16 protein-coding genes are annotated in these 18,127 nt (G+C 59.6%); 3 read left to right on the top strand and 13 right to left on the bottom strand.

Annotation, left to right across the window (positions count from 1 at the left end; genetic code table 11):
- Positions 1 to 10 precede the first annotated feature (10 nt).
- From hisS to trmJ, 11 genes are all read right to left on the bottom strand, one after another.
- The gene (gene hisS / locus CYR52_RS12815; RefSeq protein WP_072930240.1) at positions 11 to 1,285 is read right to left on the bottom strand and encodes a histidine--tRNA ligase; all 1,275 of its coding nucleotides are present in this window, start codon (positions 1,283 to 1,285) and stop codon (positions 11 to 13) included.
- 137 nt (positions 1,286 to 1,422) lie between these two features.
- Positions 1,423 to 2,544 carry a flavodoxin-dependent (E)-4-hydroxy-3-methylbut-2-enyl-diphosphate synthase gene (ispG, locus tag CYR52_RS12810; protein ID WP_072930238.1) on the bottom strand — a complete coding sequence of 374 codons (1,122 nt, stop codon included), beginning with the start codon at positions 2,542 to 2,544 and terminating at the stop codon, positions 1,423 to 1,425.
- 44 nt (positions 2,545 to 2,588) lie between these two features.
- Positions 2,589 to 3,554, bottom strand: coding sequence for a cytoskeleton protein RodZ (gene rodZ / locus CYR52_RS12805; protein ID WP_072930237.1), 966 nt, complete (start codon positions 3,552 to 3,554; stop codon positions 2,589 to 2,591).
- Positions 3,544 to 4,305 (bottom strand): type IV pilus biogenesis/stability protein PilW, encoded by a 762-nt coding sequence (pilW, locus tag CYR52_RS12800; RefSeq protein WP_101828722.1) that lies wholly within the window; start codon positions 4,303 to 4,305, stop codon positions 3,544 to 3,546. Before pilW ends, rodZ begins: the two co-directional genes overlap by 11 nt.
- A gap of 119 nt (positions 4,306 to 4,424) precedes the next feature.
- Positions 4,425 to 5,621 (bottom strand): dual-specificity RNA methyltransferase RlmN, encoded by a 1,197-nt coding sequence (rlmN, locus tag CYR52_RS12795; RefSeq protein WP_072930235.1) that lies wholly within the window; start codon positions 5,619 to 5,621, stop codon positions 4,425 to 4,427.
- A 209-nt stretch (positions 5,622 to 5,830) separates the two neighbouring features.
- A complete protein-coding gene (gene ndk / locus CYR52_RS12790; protein ID WP_072930234.1) occupies positions 5,831 to 6,262 on the bottom strand; it encodes a nucleoside-diphosphate kinase in 432 nt (143 codons plus the stop codon).
- A 201-nt stretch (positions 6,263 to 6,463) separates the two neighbouring features.
- Positions 6,464 to 7,294 (bottom strand): enhanced serine sensitivity protein SseB, encoded by an 831-nt coding sequence (sseB, locus tag CYR52_RS12785; protein ID WP_072930232.1) that lies wholly within the window; start codon positions 7,292 to 7,294, stop codon positions 6,464 to 6,466.
- Positions 7,295 to 7,422: 128 nt separating this feature from the next.
- Entirely contained in the window at positions 7,423 to 8,709 is a 1,287-nt protein-coding gene (gene pepB / locus CYR52_RS12780) for an aminopeptidase PepB (RefSeq protein WP_072930408.1), read from the bottom strand.
- A 208-nt stretch (positions 8,710 to 8,917) separates the two neighbouring features.
- The gene (locus CYR52_RS12775; RefSeq protein WP_072930231.1) at positions 8,918 to 10,081 is read right to left on the bottom strand and encodes an IscS subfamily cysteine desulfurase; all 1,164 of its coding nucleotides are present in this window, start codon (positions 10,079 to 10,081) and stop codon (positions 8,918 to 8,920) included.
- Positions 10,082 to 10,131: 50 nt separating this feature from the next.
- Positions 10,132 to 10,629, bottom strand: coding sequence for a Fe-S cluster assembly transcriptional regulator IscR (gene iscR / locus CYR52_RS12770; protein WP_072930229.1), 498 nt, complete (start codon positions 10,627 to 10,629; stop codon positions 10,132 to 10,134).
- A gap of 180 nt (positions 10,630 to 10,809) precedes the next feature.
- Positions 10,810 to 11,529 carry a tRNA (cytosine(32)/uridine(32)-2'-O)-methyltransferase TrmJ gene (gene trmJ, locus CYR52_RS12765; RefSeq protein ID WP_072930228.1) on the bottom strand — a complete coding sequence of 240 codons (720 nt, stop codon included), beginning with the start codon at positions 11,527 to 11,529 and terminating at the stop codon, positions 10,810 to 10,812.
- 119 nt (positions 11,530 to 11,648) lie between these two features.
- Here trmJ and suhB point away from each other — a divergent pair, with 119 nt between their 5' ends.
- The gene (suhB, locus tag CYR52_RS12760) at positions 11,649 to 12,452 is read left to right on the top strand and encodes an inositol-1-monophosphatase (protein ID WP_072930226.1); all 804 of its coding nucleotides are present in this window, start codon (positions 11,649 to 11,651) and stop codon (positions 12,450 to 12,452) included.
- Positions 12,453 to 12,640: 188 nt separating this feature from the next.
- Positions 12,641 to 13,921 carry a stationary phase inducible protein CsiE gene (gene csiE / locus CYR52_RS12755; RefSeq protein ID WP_101828703.1) on the top strand — a complete coding sequence of 427 codons (1,281 nt, stop codon included), beginning with the start codon at positions 12,641 to 12,643 and terminating at the stop codon, positions 13,919 to 13,921.
- A gap of 6 nt (positions 13,922 to 13,927) precedes the next feature.
- Here the strand turns inward: csiE and CYR52_RS12750 are convergent, their stop codons facing one another.
- Both CYR52_RS12750 and glyA read right to left on the bottom strand, forming a co-directional pair.
- Positions 13,928 to 15,073 carry a 3-phenylpropionate MFS transporter gene (locus tag CYR52_RS12750; protein ID WP_101828702.1) on the bottom strand — a complete coding sequence of 382 codons (1,146 nt, stop codon included), beginning with the start codon at positions 15,071 to 15,073 and terminating at the stop codon, positions 13,928 to 13,930.
- Between the two features lie 270 nt (positions 15,074 to 15,343).
- The gene (gene glyA / locus CYR52_RS12745; RefSeq protein WP_072930222.1) at positions 15,344 to 16,597 is read right to left on the bottom strand and encodes a serine hydroxymethyltransferase; all 1,254 of its coding nucleotides are present in this window, start codon (positions 16,595 to 16,597) and stop codon (positions 15,344 to 15,346) included.
- Positions 16,598 to 16,930: 333 nt separating this feature from the next.
- Between glyA and hmpA the strand changes: the two genes are divergently transcribed.
- Positions 16,931 to 18,124: an NO-inducible flavohemoprotein gene (gene hmpA, locus CYR52_RS12740; protein ID WP_101828701.1), complete on the top strand. Its 1,194-nt coding sequence runs from the start codon at positions 16,931 to 16,933 to the stop codon at positions 18,122 to 18,124.
- The last annotated feature ends 3 nt before the right edge of the window (positions 18,125 to 18,127 follow it).

Here is an 18,127-nt window from a genome sequence, read left to right as displayed (position 1 = left end):
GTCCCTCTCCTTAACCCAACATCGTTGCCAGGCGCGCGGCAACGTCGCTTTGCGCCAGCGTTTCTTGTTCACCACTTTGCAGGTTTTTCACCACTACCTGCCGGGCCGCCACTTCATTCTCACCCAGCACCAGGGCCACGCGGGCGCCCCACTTGTCTGCACGGGCAAATTGTTTTTTGAAGTTGCCGCCGCCGTAGTTGGTCATCAGCCGTAATTGCGGTGCCGCATCACGCACCTGCTCCGCCAGCGCCATTGCCGCGCCCTGCGTACCGGCACCGGACGAAATGACGTAAACGTCTACCGTGGCCGGGGCCTTAAAGTCAGGGTTGACGGCCTGCACCAGCAGCACCAGACGCTCCAGCCCCATCGCGAACCCTACCGCCGGGGTGGCACGGCCGCCGAGTTGTTCCACCAGGCCGTCATAACGGCCGCCGGCACACACGGTACCCTGCGCGCCCAGGCTGGTGGTGACCCACTCAAACACGGTGCGGTTGTAGTAATCGAGGCCGCGAACCAGCCGCTGATTAACCGTATATGGGATGCCGGCCTGGTCCAAAAGTTCACACAGACCGGAAAAGTGTTGTTTTGACTCGTCATCCAGATAGTCAGCCAGGGCCGGTGCATCATTCAGCAGGCGCTGCACGTCCGGGTTTTTCGAGTCGAGCACGCGCAGCGGGTTGCTGTACATGCGGCGTTTGCAATCCTCGTCCAGCGCATCTTTGTGCTGCTCCAGGAACGCGACCAGCGCCTCGCGGTAGTTGGCACGAGCCTCCTGCGAACCGATGGAGTTCAGCTCCAGCGCCACATGGTCAGCGATGCCGAGCGCTTTCCACCAGCGCGCCGTCAGCAGGATCAGCTCTGCATCGATGTCCGGCCCCTGCAGGCCAAACACTTCCGCCCCCAGCTGGTGGAACTGGCGGTAGCGCCCTTTCTGCGGACGCTCATAGCGGAACATCGGGCCGATATACCACAGGCGCTGTTCCTGATTGTACAGCAGACCATGCTCAATGCCGGCACGCACGCAGCCTGCGGTGCCTTCCGGGCGCAGGGTCAGGCTTTCGCCGTTGCGGTCATCAAAGGTATACATCTCTTTTTCGACCACATCAGTGACTTCACCGATGGCGCGTTTAAATAACGGGGTCTGCTCTACAATCGGTAGACGGATTTCACTGTACCCATAGCCGCTGAGCACCTGCTTCAGGGTGCCTTCAATCCGCTGCCACAATGCCGTTTCTTCCGGCAGGTAGTCGTTCATGCCGCGAATGGCTTGAATGTTCTTTGCCACGTCAGTTCTCTATAGTCTTAATACAAAAAATGAACCCGATTATAGGGGCGTTGCCTCCGGCGGTTCAACGAGGATGCCGGGCCAGCCCTCAACGGGTTCAATAGAAAACGGGCCGCTATTGCAGCCCGCTACCGATGTCACTCTGTCTGCGTGTTGATCACGATACGTTTGCTTTCGTCCATCATCGCGGCTTTCGCGCGGATTTTGGCTTCCAGCTGATCGATCATCAGGTCGTTATCAAACCGGTCACGCTGGCGCACGCCGTCTTCATAGAAGCCGCTCTTGTTGTGGCCGCCGGTCACGCCCAGCGTCGACACCAGCGCCTCGCCCGGTCCGTTCACCACACAGCCGATGATCGAGACATCCATTGGCGTGATGATATCTTCCAGGCGCTGCTCCAGCGCGTTGACCGTGCCGATCACGTCGAACTCCTGGCGTGAGCAGGTCGGGCAGGCGATGAAGTTGATGCCGCGGGAACGGATGCGCAGGGACTTCAGGATATCGAAGCCCACTTTGATCTCTTCTACCGGATCGGCCGCCAGCGAGATGCGCAGCGTGTCGCCGATGCCCTCAGAGAGCAGCAGGCCGAGGCCGATGGCGGATTTTACCGCACCGGCACGGGCGCCGCCCGCTTCCGTGATGCCGAGGTGCAGCGGCTGCACGATCTGTTTCGCCAGCAGGCGGTAGGCTTCCACCGCCAGGAAGACGTCAGAGGCTTTTACGCTGACTTTGAACTGGTCGAAATTGAGGCGGTCCAGGATGTCCACATGGCGCATCGCAGACTCCAGCAACGCTTCCGGGGTCGGCTCACCATATTTTTCCTGGAGATCCCGTTCCAGCGAACCGCCGTTGACGCCGATGCGGATAGGGATATTTTTGTCACGCGCGCAATCCACCACCGAGCGGATGCGGGATTCATTGCCGATGTTGCCGGGGTTAATGCGCAGGCAATCCACGCCGTATTCCGCCACTTTCAGCGCAATGCGGTAGTCAAAGTGAATGTCCGCCACCAGCGGCACGTTGACTTGTTGCTTGATCACTTTAAAGGCTTCGGCAGCATCCATCGTCGGCACGGAAACACGGACGATGTCCGCGCCCACACGTTCCAGCGACTTAATCTGATTGACCGTAGCCTCTACATCGGTGGTACGGGTGTTGGTCATCGATTGCACGGCAATCGGCGCGCCATCACCAATAGGCACCTTTCCGACGTAAATCCGCGTTGATTTGCGACGGTTTATGGGTGCTTGGTTATGCATGTCTTGCTCTCCATTGCTGCGGGCGCAGTGCGCCGGATGCCCTATTATTCAGCAGCCAGCGTAAGACGCGCAACACGGTTTGACTTAATGAACTGGCTGAGATCAACCGGCTTGCCCTGATACTGAATCTGGACGGCACGCGGTGCGCCAATTTTCAGTTTGAACGGCGCAGTCCCGTTCAGGTTCAGCGTACCGCCGCTTTTCTGAATGCCGCTGAACAGGGTTTTCCCGGTCGCGTCATTCACTTGCAGCCAGCAATCCGCATTAAAATTCATCACGATAGCCCCTGCGTCTGCCGGGGCAGCGGCCGGTGCGTCGGCCGGCGTCGTGACGGGTGCCGCAACCGGTGCCTGGGACGGTGACACCACCGTCGGGGCCGGAGCCTGGGCAACCGGCGCAGCAGGGGCCGCCGGGGTCACCGGGGCCGGTTGTGCCGCGGTGTTCGTCGCCTGGCTGTCAGGCGGCGTACCGGTGGTGCCGTCATTGCTGTTATCAGCCGGGGCGGCATCGTCACTGTTTCCCAGCGGGATGGATTGGGCATCGCCCTGAGAAAGCTGGGCAGAGGATTGATCCGCCATCGTGGCGATCTCCTGCTGCTGGGCCTGATGGTTCTGCCACCACCAGGCACCGGTCAGGCCGATGACCACAAAGACCACCAGCCAGGTGAACCCCATCAGCCAGCCATCGCGTTTTTTACGGGATTTCCCCAGCGAGAAGCTCTGCATCGGCGCCACTTTCGCGGCGCGGATCGGGGCCTGTTTGGCCATCAGCGGCAGCAACTCTTCTTCAGGAATGTGCACCAGCTTGGCATAAGAACGGATATAGCCGCGCAGGAAGGTCGAGGCCAGCCCCGGCGGCGCGGTATCTTCTTCGATATCACGTACCGTGGAGACTTTCAGGCACAGGCGTTCTGCAACGGCCTGCTGGCTCAGCCCCAGCTGTTCACGGGCTTGACGCAGGCGTTCGCCTGTCGTTTTGGAGATGTTTTCTTGAGAGGCTTCAGTATTCATTAGCGAGAAACTGCTGGTACTGTTTAGAGTGTGGAAAACTTCGCGCCAGCTGCCTGCCATAACGGTCTATCTTGTCCTGGCGGTCATCCAGCGCGGCGAAACGAATCTGTAACCATAAACTGTCGGCACTGGCCGGTAAAATATGCTGGTAGACATCCAGTAAAAGCTGCGCCTGGGCGCGTTTTCCTTCACTGAACTGCCGCTGGGCCTCTGCCAGCAGAGGCGCGCCCTTGTCCGGGTCATATTTCAGTGCCCGGCCCAGCAATACCCGTGCCTCATCGTCCTGATTTGCCTTAAGGAAACAATAGCCGGCATTCTCCAGGCTGTCTGCAACCTGCCCATAATCGGGCACCTGCGCGGCCGCGCTAAACTGCTGTTGTGCCGGTACATACTGCCCTAAACTACACAAGAACGCACCGTAATTATTCAACACCGTGCCATTTTGCGGGGCAAGTTGCAGGGCGCGCTGATAGCGTTGCTGCGCAGCCTCATTTTCCCCGACACGTTGCGCATACAGCGCCATCCCCAGTTGGGTACGGTAGTCCTGCGGCGCGGTTTGCTCCGCTTTTTCAAGATTTTGCCGGGCGGCCGGCAAATTCCCCTGAGACAGGTAGCCCATCCCCAGTTGCAGGCGTGTATCCACCGACGCCGACGTGGCCGGTGCGGCCTCGTCCGGCCCTGAACCCGAGCAGCCTGCCAGCACGGCCGCCGCGATAACCGCAGAGAGCCAGTGCGGCGTGCTCCGCAACATTTTCAGCATCATGCGTTTCATTCCCTGGAACGCGGCGGCAGGCTGCCCTGCCCGTGCCGTTCCGATCTGAGAGAGGGAGGCGTAACGGCACAGCGCAGCGTCACGCCCTCAGGTCAGGTTCAGAGTGCTTTTACCGAAATCGGCTCCCCTGCCATTTTCTTCTTCAGGGTACGCTTGGTCCGGTCGATCACCTCACCCGCCAACTGGCCGCAGGCGGCGTCAATATCGTCACCGCGGGTCTTACGCACAATAGTCGTAAATCCATATTCCATCAACACTTTGGCAAAGCGATCAACGCGACTATTCGAGCTGCGTCCATAAGGTGCGCCCGGGAAGGGGTTCCACGGGATCAGGTTGATCTTGCACGGCGTGTCTTTCAGCACAGCGGCCAGCTCGTGGGCATGTTCGGTGCCGTCATTGACGTGGTCCAGCATCACGTACTCAATGGTGACGCGGCCCTGGTTGGCATTGGACTTCGCCAGGTAGCGGCGTACCGCGCTCAGGAAGGTCTCAATGTTGTACTTTTTATTGATCGGCACGATCTCGTCACGGATGGTGTCGTTCGGCGCATGCAGGGAGATGGCCAGCGCCACGTCGATCATGTCGCCCAGTTTGTCCAGTGCCGGTACCACACCGGACGTGGAGAGCGTCACGCGGCGTTTGGAGAGGCCGAAACCGAAGTCATCCAGCATGATTTCCATCGCCGGGACGACGTTGGTCAGGTTGAGCAGCGGCTCGCCCATGCCCATCATGACCACGTTGGTGATCGGGCGCTGGCCGGTGACTTTCGCCGCGCCGATGATTTTGGCGGCTCGCCAGACCTGGCCGATGATTTCTGACACGCGCAGGTTACGGTTGAAGCCCTGCTGTGCCGTAGAGCAGAATTTGCACTCGAGCGCGCAGCCTACCTGAGAGGAGACGCAGAGGGTCGCGCGATCCTCTTCCGGGATATAGACCGTCTCAACGCGTTGGTCGCCCACCAGAATCGCCCATTTGATGGTGCCGTCGGCGGAGCGTTGCTCATCCACCACTTCCGGTGCACGGATCTCTGCAATCGCCTGCAATTTGCCGCGCAGCACTTTGTTGATGTCGGTCATCTGCTCGAAATCATCGCAGCAGTAGTGGTACATCCACTTCATGACCTGGTCGGCGCGGAAGGGTTTCTCCCCCATCCTGGCGAAAAATTCGCGCATTTGCTGGCGGTTCAGATCGAGGAGGTTAATTTTTTCCACAGCCGGTTTTGCCGTTTGTACGGCGGGCGCAGAGGAGTGAGAAATTTCAGACACGGTTTGCCCAGAAGGAGTTGTTTCTAACATGGATGTCGCGGCCTCGTTGTTACACTTTTGGCTCAAAGGAAGTGCACCCGCCCGGTGGCGTGATGCGAAAACATGCGCCCCGAGAGAGCAGGCTCCTTCGGGGCGCAGTATTGTACAAATTTTAGGATAGCGATGCTATCGCGGAAAGCCTGCTGTCACGGTTTTATTGTTTCAGCAAATGAATCTTTCAGCTCGCTATCATTCACCAATTAACGGGTGCGCGGGCACAGCTCGTTTTCGGTGAAGAAGTACGCGATTTCGCGCTGTGCAGATTCAACCGCATCGGAACCGTGAACGGCGTTCTCAGTGAAGCTGTCTGCGTAGTCAGCACGCAGGGTACCGGCCAGGGCGTTGTCCGGGTTGGTTGCGCCCATGATGTCACGGTTGCGCTGAACGGCGTTTTCGCCTTCCAGAACCTGCATCATGATCGGGCCAGAGGTCATGAACTCAACCAGGCCGTCGAAGAACGGGCGGCCTTTGTGCTCAGCGTAGAAGCCTTCAGCCTGCTCACGGGTCAGGTGAACCATTTTAGCGGCAACGATTTTGAAACCAGCGGCTTCGAAACGGGCATAGATAGAACCAATGGCGTTTTTAGCCACTGCGTTCGGTTTGATCATGGAAAAAGTACGTTCGATAGTCATGTAAACCTCTGTCTGACGTCGTCCTGGGAGGCAGGCATAAATGGGCCCGCCGTGAAATGGCGCCGATTATAGGGGGCAAGTCGGCGCTTGCCTACCCGAAACACAACATTTGATTAAAATAACTTTAGCTAATTCCCTACTCTTTATGCACATATTTAGCAATTATTGCCCTATGTGCCGGCCGTGACTGCGCGCCTGCCCTCAGGCGATGCCGGAAGAAGGAATGATATTGCGTAACCAACTGCCCCAGCGGCGCTGGTAAAAGGCCTGGGTATGCTGAATCAGATAATGGCTGATGCCGCGCTCTTTTTCATTGACCAGGCAGAAATCCACTGGCTCATCCTCTGCCAGCGCTTCACTGGCGACGCTGCCGGCTTCCTGAATCAGCTGTTCAATCTCCTGCTCCGACGCGCCGTCAATCTCCAGCCCCACCAGCAGGTTGGGCCGCTCATCGCTGTTTTTATCATGGATGAGCGCCAGGAAGGCGCGGCGCACCGGTTTACGCTGGCTGAACAGTGTGGTGAGCGCGTCCACCATCGCCGCCGGATAGTGTTCCGGCTGGCCGATCAGGAACTCGGTACCGGCTTCCAGCACCCGCTCCAGCGGTTTGCCTGCCGTGCCTTCCTGTAACAGCTGGCTCACCTCGTGCGGGGTGAACTCTTTGCCGTACTCATTTTTCGGGTTCAGGAACAGCTCCGCGCCTTCGGTCATCTCAAACAGCACCCGCACCGGCAACGCCATAAACGGCTGCTCGCGCTCCACCGCCCGTTGCAGGGCTGAGAGTGAACTGAAGAACGGCAATACGTTCGTGCCGTCCTGTTTTTCCCAGACCTGCAGGCTCAGCGGGCTGCCGGCTTCCAGCACCACGTCACCCTCCGGGGCCTGGTTGTCGGTCAGCACCAGCACGGTGGCTTCCATCAGCGCGCGGTAGAACGCCGGGCGTTGTGCCGGGTCACTGACGGCCTGCATCAGCAACTGCTCCAGTTCACGTCCCTGCGACGTGTCCGCAGGGTCAAAAGACGATGTGCTCATACGTTACTCCCTCAACAAGCCGGAACGGCTTTGCCACAAGATAACACCACAAAAAGATGGATAAAAAAACGGGGCAGCCAGGCCGCCCCGTGATACCCGGTCACGTCATGCTGCTGACGTATTGCCGGTTACTGCGCCTTGCTCAGCAGCAAATTGGCCAGGGTACGGACGCCCAGCCCGGTCGCCCCGGCCGACCACTGATCCACCGCGCCTTTGCGGTAGGTGGCAGAACAGTCGATATGCAGCCAGCCCTGGCGGTAGTTCTGCACGAAGTGCGACAGGAACGCGGCGGCGGTGCTGGCCCCGGCAGTGTAGCTTGGGCCGGCCACGTTGTTCAGGTCAGCAAAGTTGGACGGCAACTGGCTGCGGTGGAACTCTGCCAGCGGCAGGCGCCAGAACGGCTCCTGCTCCTGCCCGGCACTCGCCAGCAGGTCAGCGGCCAACGCATCATCAAAGCTGAACAGCGCATGGTAATCATTGCCCAGCGCGGTTTTGGCCGCGCCGGTCAGGGTCGCGCAGTCAATCAGCAGTTGCGGCTGCTGCTCCGAGGCGTCGATCAGGCCATCAGCCAGCACCAGCCGCCCTTCCGCATCGGTGTTCATCACTTCCACCGTCTTGCCGTTACGGTAGTGGATAATGTCACCGAGTTTAAAGGCGTTGCCGCTGACCATGTTGTCTGCGCAGCAGAGATAAAGCTTCACGCGCTGTGCCAGGCCGCGCGCCGCTGCCAGGGCCAGTGCGCCGGTTACGGTGGCCGCGCCGCCCATGTCAGATTTCATTGAGTCCATAAAGGCACTCTGTTTCAGGCTGTAGCCGCCGGTGTCAAAGGTGATGCCTTTCCCCACCAGGCAGGCGTAGACCGGCGCGTTCTCATCCCCGGTCGGGTTGTAGTCGAGCACCAGCAGCACCGGCGGGCGCTCAGAGCCGCGGCCGACAATATGCAGGCCGGCATAGTTCTGTTCGCGCAGGTCTTCCCCTTTGGTGATGCGGTAGGTCACGTGCTCGCCGCCGTACTGGCACAGCAGGTCAACCGCGCGGTGGGCCAGCGTTTCCGGCCCCAGATCTTCTGCCGGCATATTGATGGTGTCGCGTACCCAGTCAATGATGGTCAGGCGGCTCTCCAGCTCCTCGCGATCGGCCTGCTCAAGCTCAGCCCACTCGACACTGCGCTGGCCTTTCGGGCCACGGAAACCTTGCCAGAAGGCCCAGCTATTCTCCAGATCCCAGCCTTCACCGGCCAGTTTCACCTTCTTGATCCCCTGCCCGTCAATCCGGCGTGCAGCGCGTTGAATCGAGACCAGCGTACCGGCATGAATCGTCATGCCCTCGTTGCGGGTGCTCAGCAGGGCATTGTCACCCCAGCGGGCGTCGGCGGGCTGGGATGAAAGGAAGATATGCATCGCGTCTGTTGTCATCGTGTCTGCGGTCATAACGAAACTCCCGATTGTTTTTTTCTTTGTCAGGGTAGGCCCGAACCGGGGCCTGTGCCGTGAAGCGGCGAGCCATAAACAAATCGGGCCACCTTATGGCAGCCCGTATGCTCTTCATTCTGCTTTATCTAACCAGACCCGGTGGGCCGCTGCCAGCAGTTTTTACCTGATAGGACAGGCAACCTGTGCCGTGTCAGGCCGCGCCGGAGAGACGGCGCAGGCGTTCAACCGATTTACGCACCAGCGCGACGGCGTAATCAATCTCATCCTCGGTGGTGAAACGCCCGGCGGAGAAACGCAGCGAGCTGTGCGCCAGTTCATCATTCAGCCCCAGCGCCCGCAGTACATAAGAGGGCTCCAGGCTGGCAGAGGTACAGGCGGAACCGGAGGAGAGCGCCAGATCCTTCAGCGCCATGATCAGGGATTCCCCGTCCACATGGCTGAAACTGACGTTCAGGATGTTCGGCACCCCATGCGCCAGCGAGCCGTTCAGGCTGACGCCGTCAATCTCGCTCAACCCCTGCCACAGGCGGTCGCGCAGGCGGTGCAGGCGCTCACTTTCAGCCGCCATCTCCATGTTGGCGATGCGGTAGGCTTCGCCCATGCCGACAATCTGGTGCACCGGCAGGGTGCCGGAACGCATACCGCGCTCATGGCCGCCGCCGTGGATCTGGGCTTCAATACGGACGCGCGGTTTGCGGCGCACGTAGAGGCCGCCGATGCCTTTCGGGCCGTAAATTTTATGGCCAGAGAACGACATCAGGTCAATCCTGAGTTCATTCAGGTCAACCGGCAGTTTGCCGACGCTCTGGGTGGCATCCACATGGAAAAGGATGCCCCGGCTGTGGCACAGCTCCCCGATGGCCGCGACATCCTGCACCACGCCAATCTCATTGTTGACGTGCATGATGGATACCAGCAGGGTGTCGTCACGCAGGGCGGCAGCCAGGTCAGCCAGGTCAATCAGGCCGTTGCGTTGCGGCGTCAGGTAGGTGACGTCGAACCCTTCCTGCTCCAGTTGCCGGCAGGTATCCAGCACCGCTTTATGCTCGGTCACGCTGGTGATGATGTGCCGCCCTTTTTCCTGATTCGCATGGGCTGCGCCCTTGATCGCCAGGTTATTGGATTCGGTGGCACCGGAGGTAAAGACGATCTCACGCGGATCGGCACCAATCAGTTCGGCAACGTTATTCCGGGCGACATCCACTGCCTCTTCCGCCTGCCAGCCAAAACGGTGCGAGCGGGAGGCAGGGTTACCGAAAGTACCGTCCAGGGTCAGACACTGCATCATCTTTTCAGCCACACGCGGGTCAACCGGCGTGGTGGCCGCATAATCCAGATAAATCGGTAATTTCATGACTCTTCAACTCCGTACATCACATAAAACGTCAGTGTAACGCGTCCGGCTTACGAACGCAGATTTACATTGATCGCTTCTTGCGGACGCCCGGCAGGCGTCAGACGGCGGGTTTCATGGTTCTGACGGTCAGCCACGTCCAGCACTTCCTGGTTGTTCACCAGTTCAGCCAGCGTGATGTTGTTCAGGAAGCCGCTGATACGCTCACTCAGGTCGCGCCACAGGGTGTGGGTCAGGCAGCGGTCGCCGCCCTGGCAGCCCTCTTTGCCCTGGCAACGGGTCGCGTCAATGGATTCGTCTACGGCGGTGATCACCGCGCCCACGGCGATTTCTGCCACGTCTTTGCCCAGCAGGTAACCACCGCCCGGACCGCGTACACTGGCCACCAGGCCATTTTTACGCAGGCGGGAGAACAGCTGCTCCAGGTAGGAGAGCGAAATGCCCTGACGTTCAGAAATATCGGCTAACGGAACCGGCCCGTCCTGGGAGTGTAATGCTACGTCCAGCATAGCGGTGACTGCGTAACGACCCTTTGAAGTCAGTCTCATGGCGAATATTACCTGTAAATAAGGGGGGTGAAATATGGCCAAGAGTCTGCCATTCCCGAGTATTTCAGTCAACTATTTACCTGAGTGAAACAGTCAGGTATTAAAGGCGAAACAGCATTTCAGGCGGGGACAGAAACAGCAAGCCCGTTGAATGCGTTACTTTTCAACGGGCTGGAAGGATTACTGCTTTTTCTCGATAGACGTCAGGATACCGCGCAGGATGTTCAGCTCCTGGGTTTCCGGCCGCGCGCGGGTAAACAGGCGGCGCAAACGGCTCATTATCTGACCCGGATGCTGCGGGCGGATAAAGCCGGTCTGCAACAGCACCTGCTCCAGATGGCCGTAAAAACGCTCCAGATCGTCCACCAGCGGGTAGGCCTCTTCCGGGGCGGCGTCCTGGCCGTTTTCCTGCCGGTCGAGCCAGGCCACGCGGACTTCATAAGCAATCAGCTGTACCGCCATCGCCAGGTTCAGCGAGCTGTATTCCGGGTTGGCCGGGATACAGACGTGGTAGTGACATTTCTGAAGTTCTTCATTGGTGAGGCCCACGCGCTCACGGCCGAACACCAGCGCCACCGGGGCGCTTTCGGCAGTCTGAGCGCATTTCACGCCACATTCACGCGGCTCCAGCATCGGCCACGGCAGGGTGCGTGAGCGGGCGCTGGTGCCGACCACCAGACTGCAACCGGCCAGCGCCTCGTCCAGGGTGTCGACAATGGTCGCGTTACCGATGACATCACTGGCACCGGCGGCCAGGGAGATGGCCTGCGAGTCGGGCTTCACCAGCGGGTTCACCAGGTAGAGGTTGGTGAGGCCCATGGTTTTCATGGCACGGGCGGTAGAGCCCATGTTACCGGTATGAGAAGTTTCAACCAGGACAATGCGGATATTGTGCAGCATACGAACTCTGAAGGTTGCGGAAAATCGGCCCATGCTAACACAACCGTAGGTATTTTTCAGAAGCCCTGCTATACTGCGCGCCGTTTCCCGTTCTTTAACATCCTAGTTGGAAGATACCCATGCATCCGATGCTCACCATCGCCGTGCGCGCTGCGCGTAAGGCCGGTAACCTGATTGCCAAAAACTACGAAACCCCGGACGCTGTCGAAGCGAGCCAGAAAGGCACCAATGACTTTGTTACTAACGTTGATCGTGACGCTGAGCACCTGATTATCGACGTGATCCGCCGTTCTTACCCCCAGCACACCATCATCTCTGAAGAGTGCGGTGAACTGGCCGGCGAAGACCAGGATGTACAATGGATTATCGACCCACTGGATGGCACCACCAACTTCATCAAACGTCTGCCGCACTTCGCGGTCTCCATTGCCGTACGCATCAAAGGCCGTACTGAAGTGGCGGTGGTTTATGACCCAATGCGCAATGAACTGTTCACGGCAACCCGCGGTCAGGGTGCTCAGCTGAACGGCTACCGCCTGCGCGGCGGCAACGCCCGCGATCTGGACGGCACCATTCTGGCCACCGGCTTCCCGTACAAACTGAAACAGCACGCCACCCCGTACATCAACGTGGTCGGCAAGCTCTTTACCCAGTGCGCAGACTTCCGCCGCACCGGTTCCGCCGCGCTGGATCTGGCCTATGTGGCTGCCGGCCGCGTGGACGGTTTCTTTGAGATTGGCCTGAAGCCGTGGGATTTCGCCGGCGGTGAGCTGCTGGTGCGTGAAGCGGGCGGCATCGTGACTGACTTCATGGGCGGCCACAACCATTTCAACTCCGGCAATATCGTGGCCGGTAACCCGCGTGTGGTGAAATCGCTGCTGAGCACCATGCGTGAAGAGCTGAGCGAAGCGCTGAAACGTTAATTTATCTGGACAAATTTTGTGATGCCGCCCTCAGGGGCGGCATTTTTTTTGCCTGCGGTGCCTGGCGGCCCGTCAATAAATGTGATGGCGCTTCAAAGCCGGAGCAAAAAACAGCGCCTCCGGCGCGGCCTTACGGCCCCTTTGCTATGCTTACTCCTCCACACTAAAGCAATCGTCAGAAGGTGTTCATGAGCCTGGCCACGTCCTCTGCGCCTGAGCTCTCCGGTCAACAACGGCGCTGCCATATCGTCCTGATGTTGTATGCGCTCTCCCCTGCGGTGCGCCTGGAGAAGATCAGCCAAATCAATGGGGTTGACCTTTCAACAACCCGGCTGGATGTAGCCGCGGTTGCCGCGGAGATCCAGCGCTTCCACCATCTGGATCTCATCCTTGATGAGGCCGGAACCTGCCGCATTACCGGCACCTCACTTAACCAGCGTTTATGCTTTTTCCACTGGTTACGGCGCGCCCTGCGTATTTCCCCCGATTTCACCACCCAACAGGCCGCCCTCGCCCTGCATCAGGGGATGGCGGCGTTTCATCAGGCCGGGGCCGAAGAGACCGACCGGGTGTTGCATACCCTGATTGAGCAGGCGGAAGTCCGGCTGCGACGCCCGGTAAATGACCGTGACCGGCACTTTCTCTGCCTGTTTATCAAATATTGCCTGAACTGCCACCACCAGCTCTGCCACCCCGGTTTTACCCCCCCTCAGCTGACATGGCTGCGGCAGAAAAGTGAGTGTGATGCGGCGGGCTACCTGGCCGCAGCGCTGGCTGAGCGCTTTGCCCTGCCCCCGTGTGAGGCGGAGCGCGATTTCCTGACACTGCTGTTTACCCTGCTGAAAACCCACAGCTATGACAGCAGCGACTCGCCGGAAGACCAGCACTTGCAGGAGCAGGTTCACCGGCTGATTGGCCGTTTCCAGCAGATTGCCGGCATGAGCTTCAGCAGCCGCGAGGGGCTGGCCGGCCAGTTGTTTACCCATCTGGGGGCGGCTATCGAGCGTTGCCGGTTTGACATCGGCATCGATCACACCTTGCTTGAAGAGGTCACGCGCATGTACCCCCGGCTGATGCGCACCACACTGGAAGCGCTGGAGGAATTTGAAGCCGCGTATGACCTGCGTCTTTCGCCGGAGGAAGTGGGGTTAATTACCATCTGTTTCGGGGCCTGGCTGATGCACGGCAGTGCATTGCAGGAGAAGCAGGTACTGTTGCTGACCAACGGCAACCCGGAGCTGGAAACGGCGGTGGAACAGCACATCCGCGACGCGACCCTGTTGCCGCTCTCCGTGAAGTACCTGCCGCTTTCGCATTTCCTGCGCCAGGGGCCGCCGCAGGGGGTGACGCTGGTGGTCACCCCCTACCCGGCCGATGAACCGGCGATCACCATGCCGATCCTGCATGTGGAACTGCCGCTGGAAAAGGCGCAGCGTATGCAGATCCGCGCCCTGTTGGAAAGCCCCTGACGCGGCTTACCGGCCTGCGGGCTGCACCTTCGGCCGCAAGAAGATGGCCGGCAGCGCCACCAGCGCCATCACCCAGAACACCTGCTGGTGAATATGCTGGAACAGGAAACCGGCCAGCACCGTCATTACCGCAATCCCGCCGCCCATCGCCAGTGCTGAATAAGCGGCTTGCAGGCGGATCACTTCACGCGGGTCACGCGCAGAGATAAAGCGCATCGCCGCCAGGTGGCACACCGTAAAACTGCCGCAGTGCAGAAGCTGCATCACCACCAGCCACGGCAGGCCAATAAAGCTGCCCATCAGCGCCCAGCGCACCACCCCGCAACAGGCGGAAAGCAGCAACAGGTGTCGGGCGCTCCAGCGGGAGAACAACTGGCGGCTGAAGGTGAATACCAGCACCTCCGCCACTACCCCGAGTGACCAGAGATAGCCCACTACCGAGGCCGGGTACCCCGCCTCCTGCCAGTACAGCGCGCTGAAGCTGTAATAGCCCGCGTGCGCCGCCTGTAACAGCGTCACGCACAGCAGGAATTGGCGTACCGGCGGCTGGCGCAGCAACTCCCGCCACGGGATTGCCCCACGCTCTGCGGCCTGGGCGTCAGCCTTCGGCGGCACGGCCGGGCGCAGCAGCATCCCGAGCAGCATCGCCGCCAGCCCGGCCGTCAGGGCTGACAGAATGGCACCATGCCCGAACACGGCAATCATTTTGCCGATAAATGCCGAGCCAATCACAAACGCCAGCGATCCCCAGACCCGCACTTTGCCGTAGTCCAGGGCGATTTGCCGCTGCCAGGTGGCCGCCAGCGCGTCACTCATCGGCACCAGCGGGCCGAAAAAGAGGTTGAAACCGGCCATCACCAGCATCAGCCAGGCCCAGCTGCTGCCAAACCAGAACCCCACACAACAGGCCAGCGCCAGCAGGGCAATCAGGCGCAACGCCGCCACCAGCTGGGACGCCTCTTTCACTGCCGGGGCCAGCAGCAGCGTGCCGGAGAAGCGGGCTACCATCCCGATGCCGAGCAACAGCCCGATGGCCTGGGCATCCAGCCCCTCGCCTTTCAGCCAGGTAGCAAAAAACGGCAAAAAGATGCCGTAAGCGAAGAAATAGGTGAAGTAGCTGAGCCCCAGCCAGTACGAGGATGGCAAAACCATGGTATCTCCGATAACAGGCAGAGCCGGTCAACGCCGCGCTGCCTTGCGCCGGGCACATCAGCACCCGTTCCTGTTGGTGAGCGGCCACGCCCGGTTTCCGGGCCTGCCCGGTGGTCAGCCGCGCATGGGCTGCACCGGAGTATAGGCAAAAAAGGCCGTCCGAAAAATGTCCGGGTGAAAAAGTCCGGGCGAAAAAAAGGTACTGCCGGGCAGTACCTTTTCTGTCAGTGCATGAGCGTGCAGGCAGGGCCTGCTCCGGTCAGCGGGCGGTTATGCGTAAACCGGCAGGCGGGCGCAGATGGCCAGCACTTTCTGTTTCACACGTTCAATGGTGGCTTCATCATTGATGTTGTCCAGCACATCACAGATCCAGCCGGCCAGTTCGCGCACGTCATCTTCATTGAAGCCGCGGCGGGTCACTGCCGGGGTACCGATGCGGATGCCGGAGGTCACGAACGGGCTTTTCGGATCGTTCGGCACGCTGTTTTTGTTCACGGTAATGTTGGCGCGGCCCAGGGCGGCATCCGCTTCTTTACCGGTCAGGTTTTTGTCCACCAGATCCATCAGGAACAGGTGGTTTTCCGTGCCGCCGGACACCACTTTGTAGCCACGCGCCAGTACCACTTCCACCATCGCTTTGGCGTTTTTGGCGACCTGCTGCTGGTAAGTTTTGAACTCAGGCTCCATCGCTTCTTTCAGTGCCACCGCTTTACCGGCAATCACATGCATCAGCGGGCCGCCCTGGCCGCCGGGGAACACAGCGGAGTTCAGCTTCTTGTACAGATCCTCATCACCGCCTTTCGCCAGGATCAGGCCGCCGCGCGGGCCTGCCAGGGTTTTATGGGTGGTGGTGGTCACGATATGGGCATGAGGCACCGGGTTCGGGTAGACACCGGCGGCCACCAGGCCTGCCACGTGCGCCATGTCCACAAACAGGTACGCGCCGATGCTGTCGGCAATCTCACGCATTTTTGCCCAGTCAACGGTGCCGGAGTAGGCTGAGAAACCGCCGATGATCATTTTCGGCTGGTGCGCCTGCGCCTGACGGGCCAGATCGTCATAGTCGATTTTGCCGGTCTCATCGATGCCGTAAGGCACCACGTTATAGAGTTTGCCGGACAGGTTAACCGGGGAGCCGTGGGTCAGGTGGCCGCCGTGCGCCAGGTTCATCCCGAGGATGGTGTCACCCGGTTGCAGCAACGCCGTGTAAACCGCGAAGTTAGCCTGGGAGCCGGAGTGCGGCTGGACGTTGGCGTAGTCTGCGCCGAACAGGGCTTTGGCACGGTCGATCGCCAGTTGCTCAACGATGTCGACATACTCGCAGCCGCCATAGTAGCGTTTGCCCGGATAGCCTTCAGCGTATTTGTTGGTCAGCTGAGAACCTTGTGCCTGCATCACACGCGGACTGGTGTAGTTTTCAGAGGCAATCAGTTCAATATGTTCTTCCTGACGCACGACTTCCTGCTCCATTGCCTGCCACAGCTCGGCATCATAATCGGCAATGTTCATTTCACGCTTTAACATCTGCTTCTCCTGACTCACACGCAATTAAACGACCCCCAACGGGATATGCGGCACAGTGTAAACTGTTTTTGCCTGCGGCCATAGGGTTGCGGCCAGCTTTTTACGCAAACGGTTGGCTTCCCGCCCGGCAAGGCTTTCCCCATTATCTTCTCACTAAATCTCACCGGCTGTTCTCTCGGTAATAAGGCAAATTTTTCACCTTTGGAAGCCATCTCTCATTATTACAAAACCTTAACAAAACAACGGCTATTTACAAGCGATCGGCCGCGCTATAAGATGCATTTAAAATACATCATTTATAATTCTGACGCCGCGCGTCTTCAGGAGCACCTCATGCTTGATACCACCACCATCGCCACCATCAAATCGACCATTCCTGCTCTGGTGGCGACCGGCCCCGCCCTCACCGCCCACTTTTATGACCGTATGCTGGGCCGCCACCCTGAGCTGAAACATGTGTTCAACATGAGCCACCAGATGAAAGGTGATCAGCGTGAGGCACTGTTTAATGCCATTTGTGCCTATGCGGCCAACATTGAAAACCTGCCGGCTATCCTGCCGGCGGTGGAGAAGATTGCGCAGAAACATACCAGCCTGAACATCCGCCCGGAGCAGTACGCGATTGTGGGTGAGAACCTGCTGGCGACGCTGGATGAGTTGCTCAGCCCCGGCCAGGAGGTGCTGGATGCCTGGGGTAAAGCCTATGGGGTACTGGCCGACGTCTTTATCCAGCGTGAAAGCCAGATCTACCAGCAGACTGCGGCCAAACGCGGCGGCTGGGAAGGGGTGCGGGCGTTCCGCATTGTGGCAAAAACGCCGCAGAGCGAGGTGATAAGCAGCATTGAACTGGCACCGGTAGATGGCCAACCGGTCGCCGATTACCAGCCGGGGCAGTACATTTCGGTTTATATCCGGGATGAAGCCTTTAACGAATACCAGCAGATCCGCCAGTACTCGCTGACGCAAAGCCCGAATGGCCGCAGCTACCGGATCGCAGTCAAACGTGAGGGTGGCGGTAAAGCCTCCAACTACCTGCATGATGTGGCGCAGGTCGGCACCGTGGTTAACCTGGCGGCACCGCACGGCGATTTCTTTATGGACGTGACGCCGGAAACGCCGGTGGCGCTGATCTCCGCCGGGGTGGGCCAGACCCCGATGCTGGCCATGCTGCACACGCTGCATGAGACGCAGCACCGCGCGCCGGTCTGGTGGCTCCATGCCGCGGAAAATGGCCGTGTCCATGCGTTCGCGCAGGAAGTGGCGGATATCGCCGCGAACATGCCGGGTTTACACCGCCATATCTGGTATCGCGTCCCGGCTGAGGGGGATGTACAGGGTGAAGGGTATGACACAGAAGGGGTGATGGATCTGGCGCCGCTGGCCGGAACCCTGCGCAATCCGGCGTTGCACATCTACCTGTGCGGCCCGGTGGCCTTTATGCAGTTTGCCGCACGCCAGCTGCTGGAGATGGGCGTCAGCACCGATCGCCTGCACTATGAGGTGTTCGGCCCGCATAAAGTGGTTTGATAA

The organism is Chimaeribacter arupi (assembly GCF_002858805.1).
In the GTDB taxonomy this organism is placed as follows: domain Bacteria; phylum Pseudomonadota; class Gammaproteobacteria; order Enterobacterales; family Enterobacteriaceae; genus Chimaeribacter; species Chimaeribacter arupi.
The sequence above is the reverse complement of the archived record's forward strand: the minus strand, read 5'-3'. Positions and strand labels throughout refer to the sequence as shown.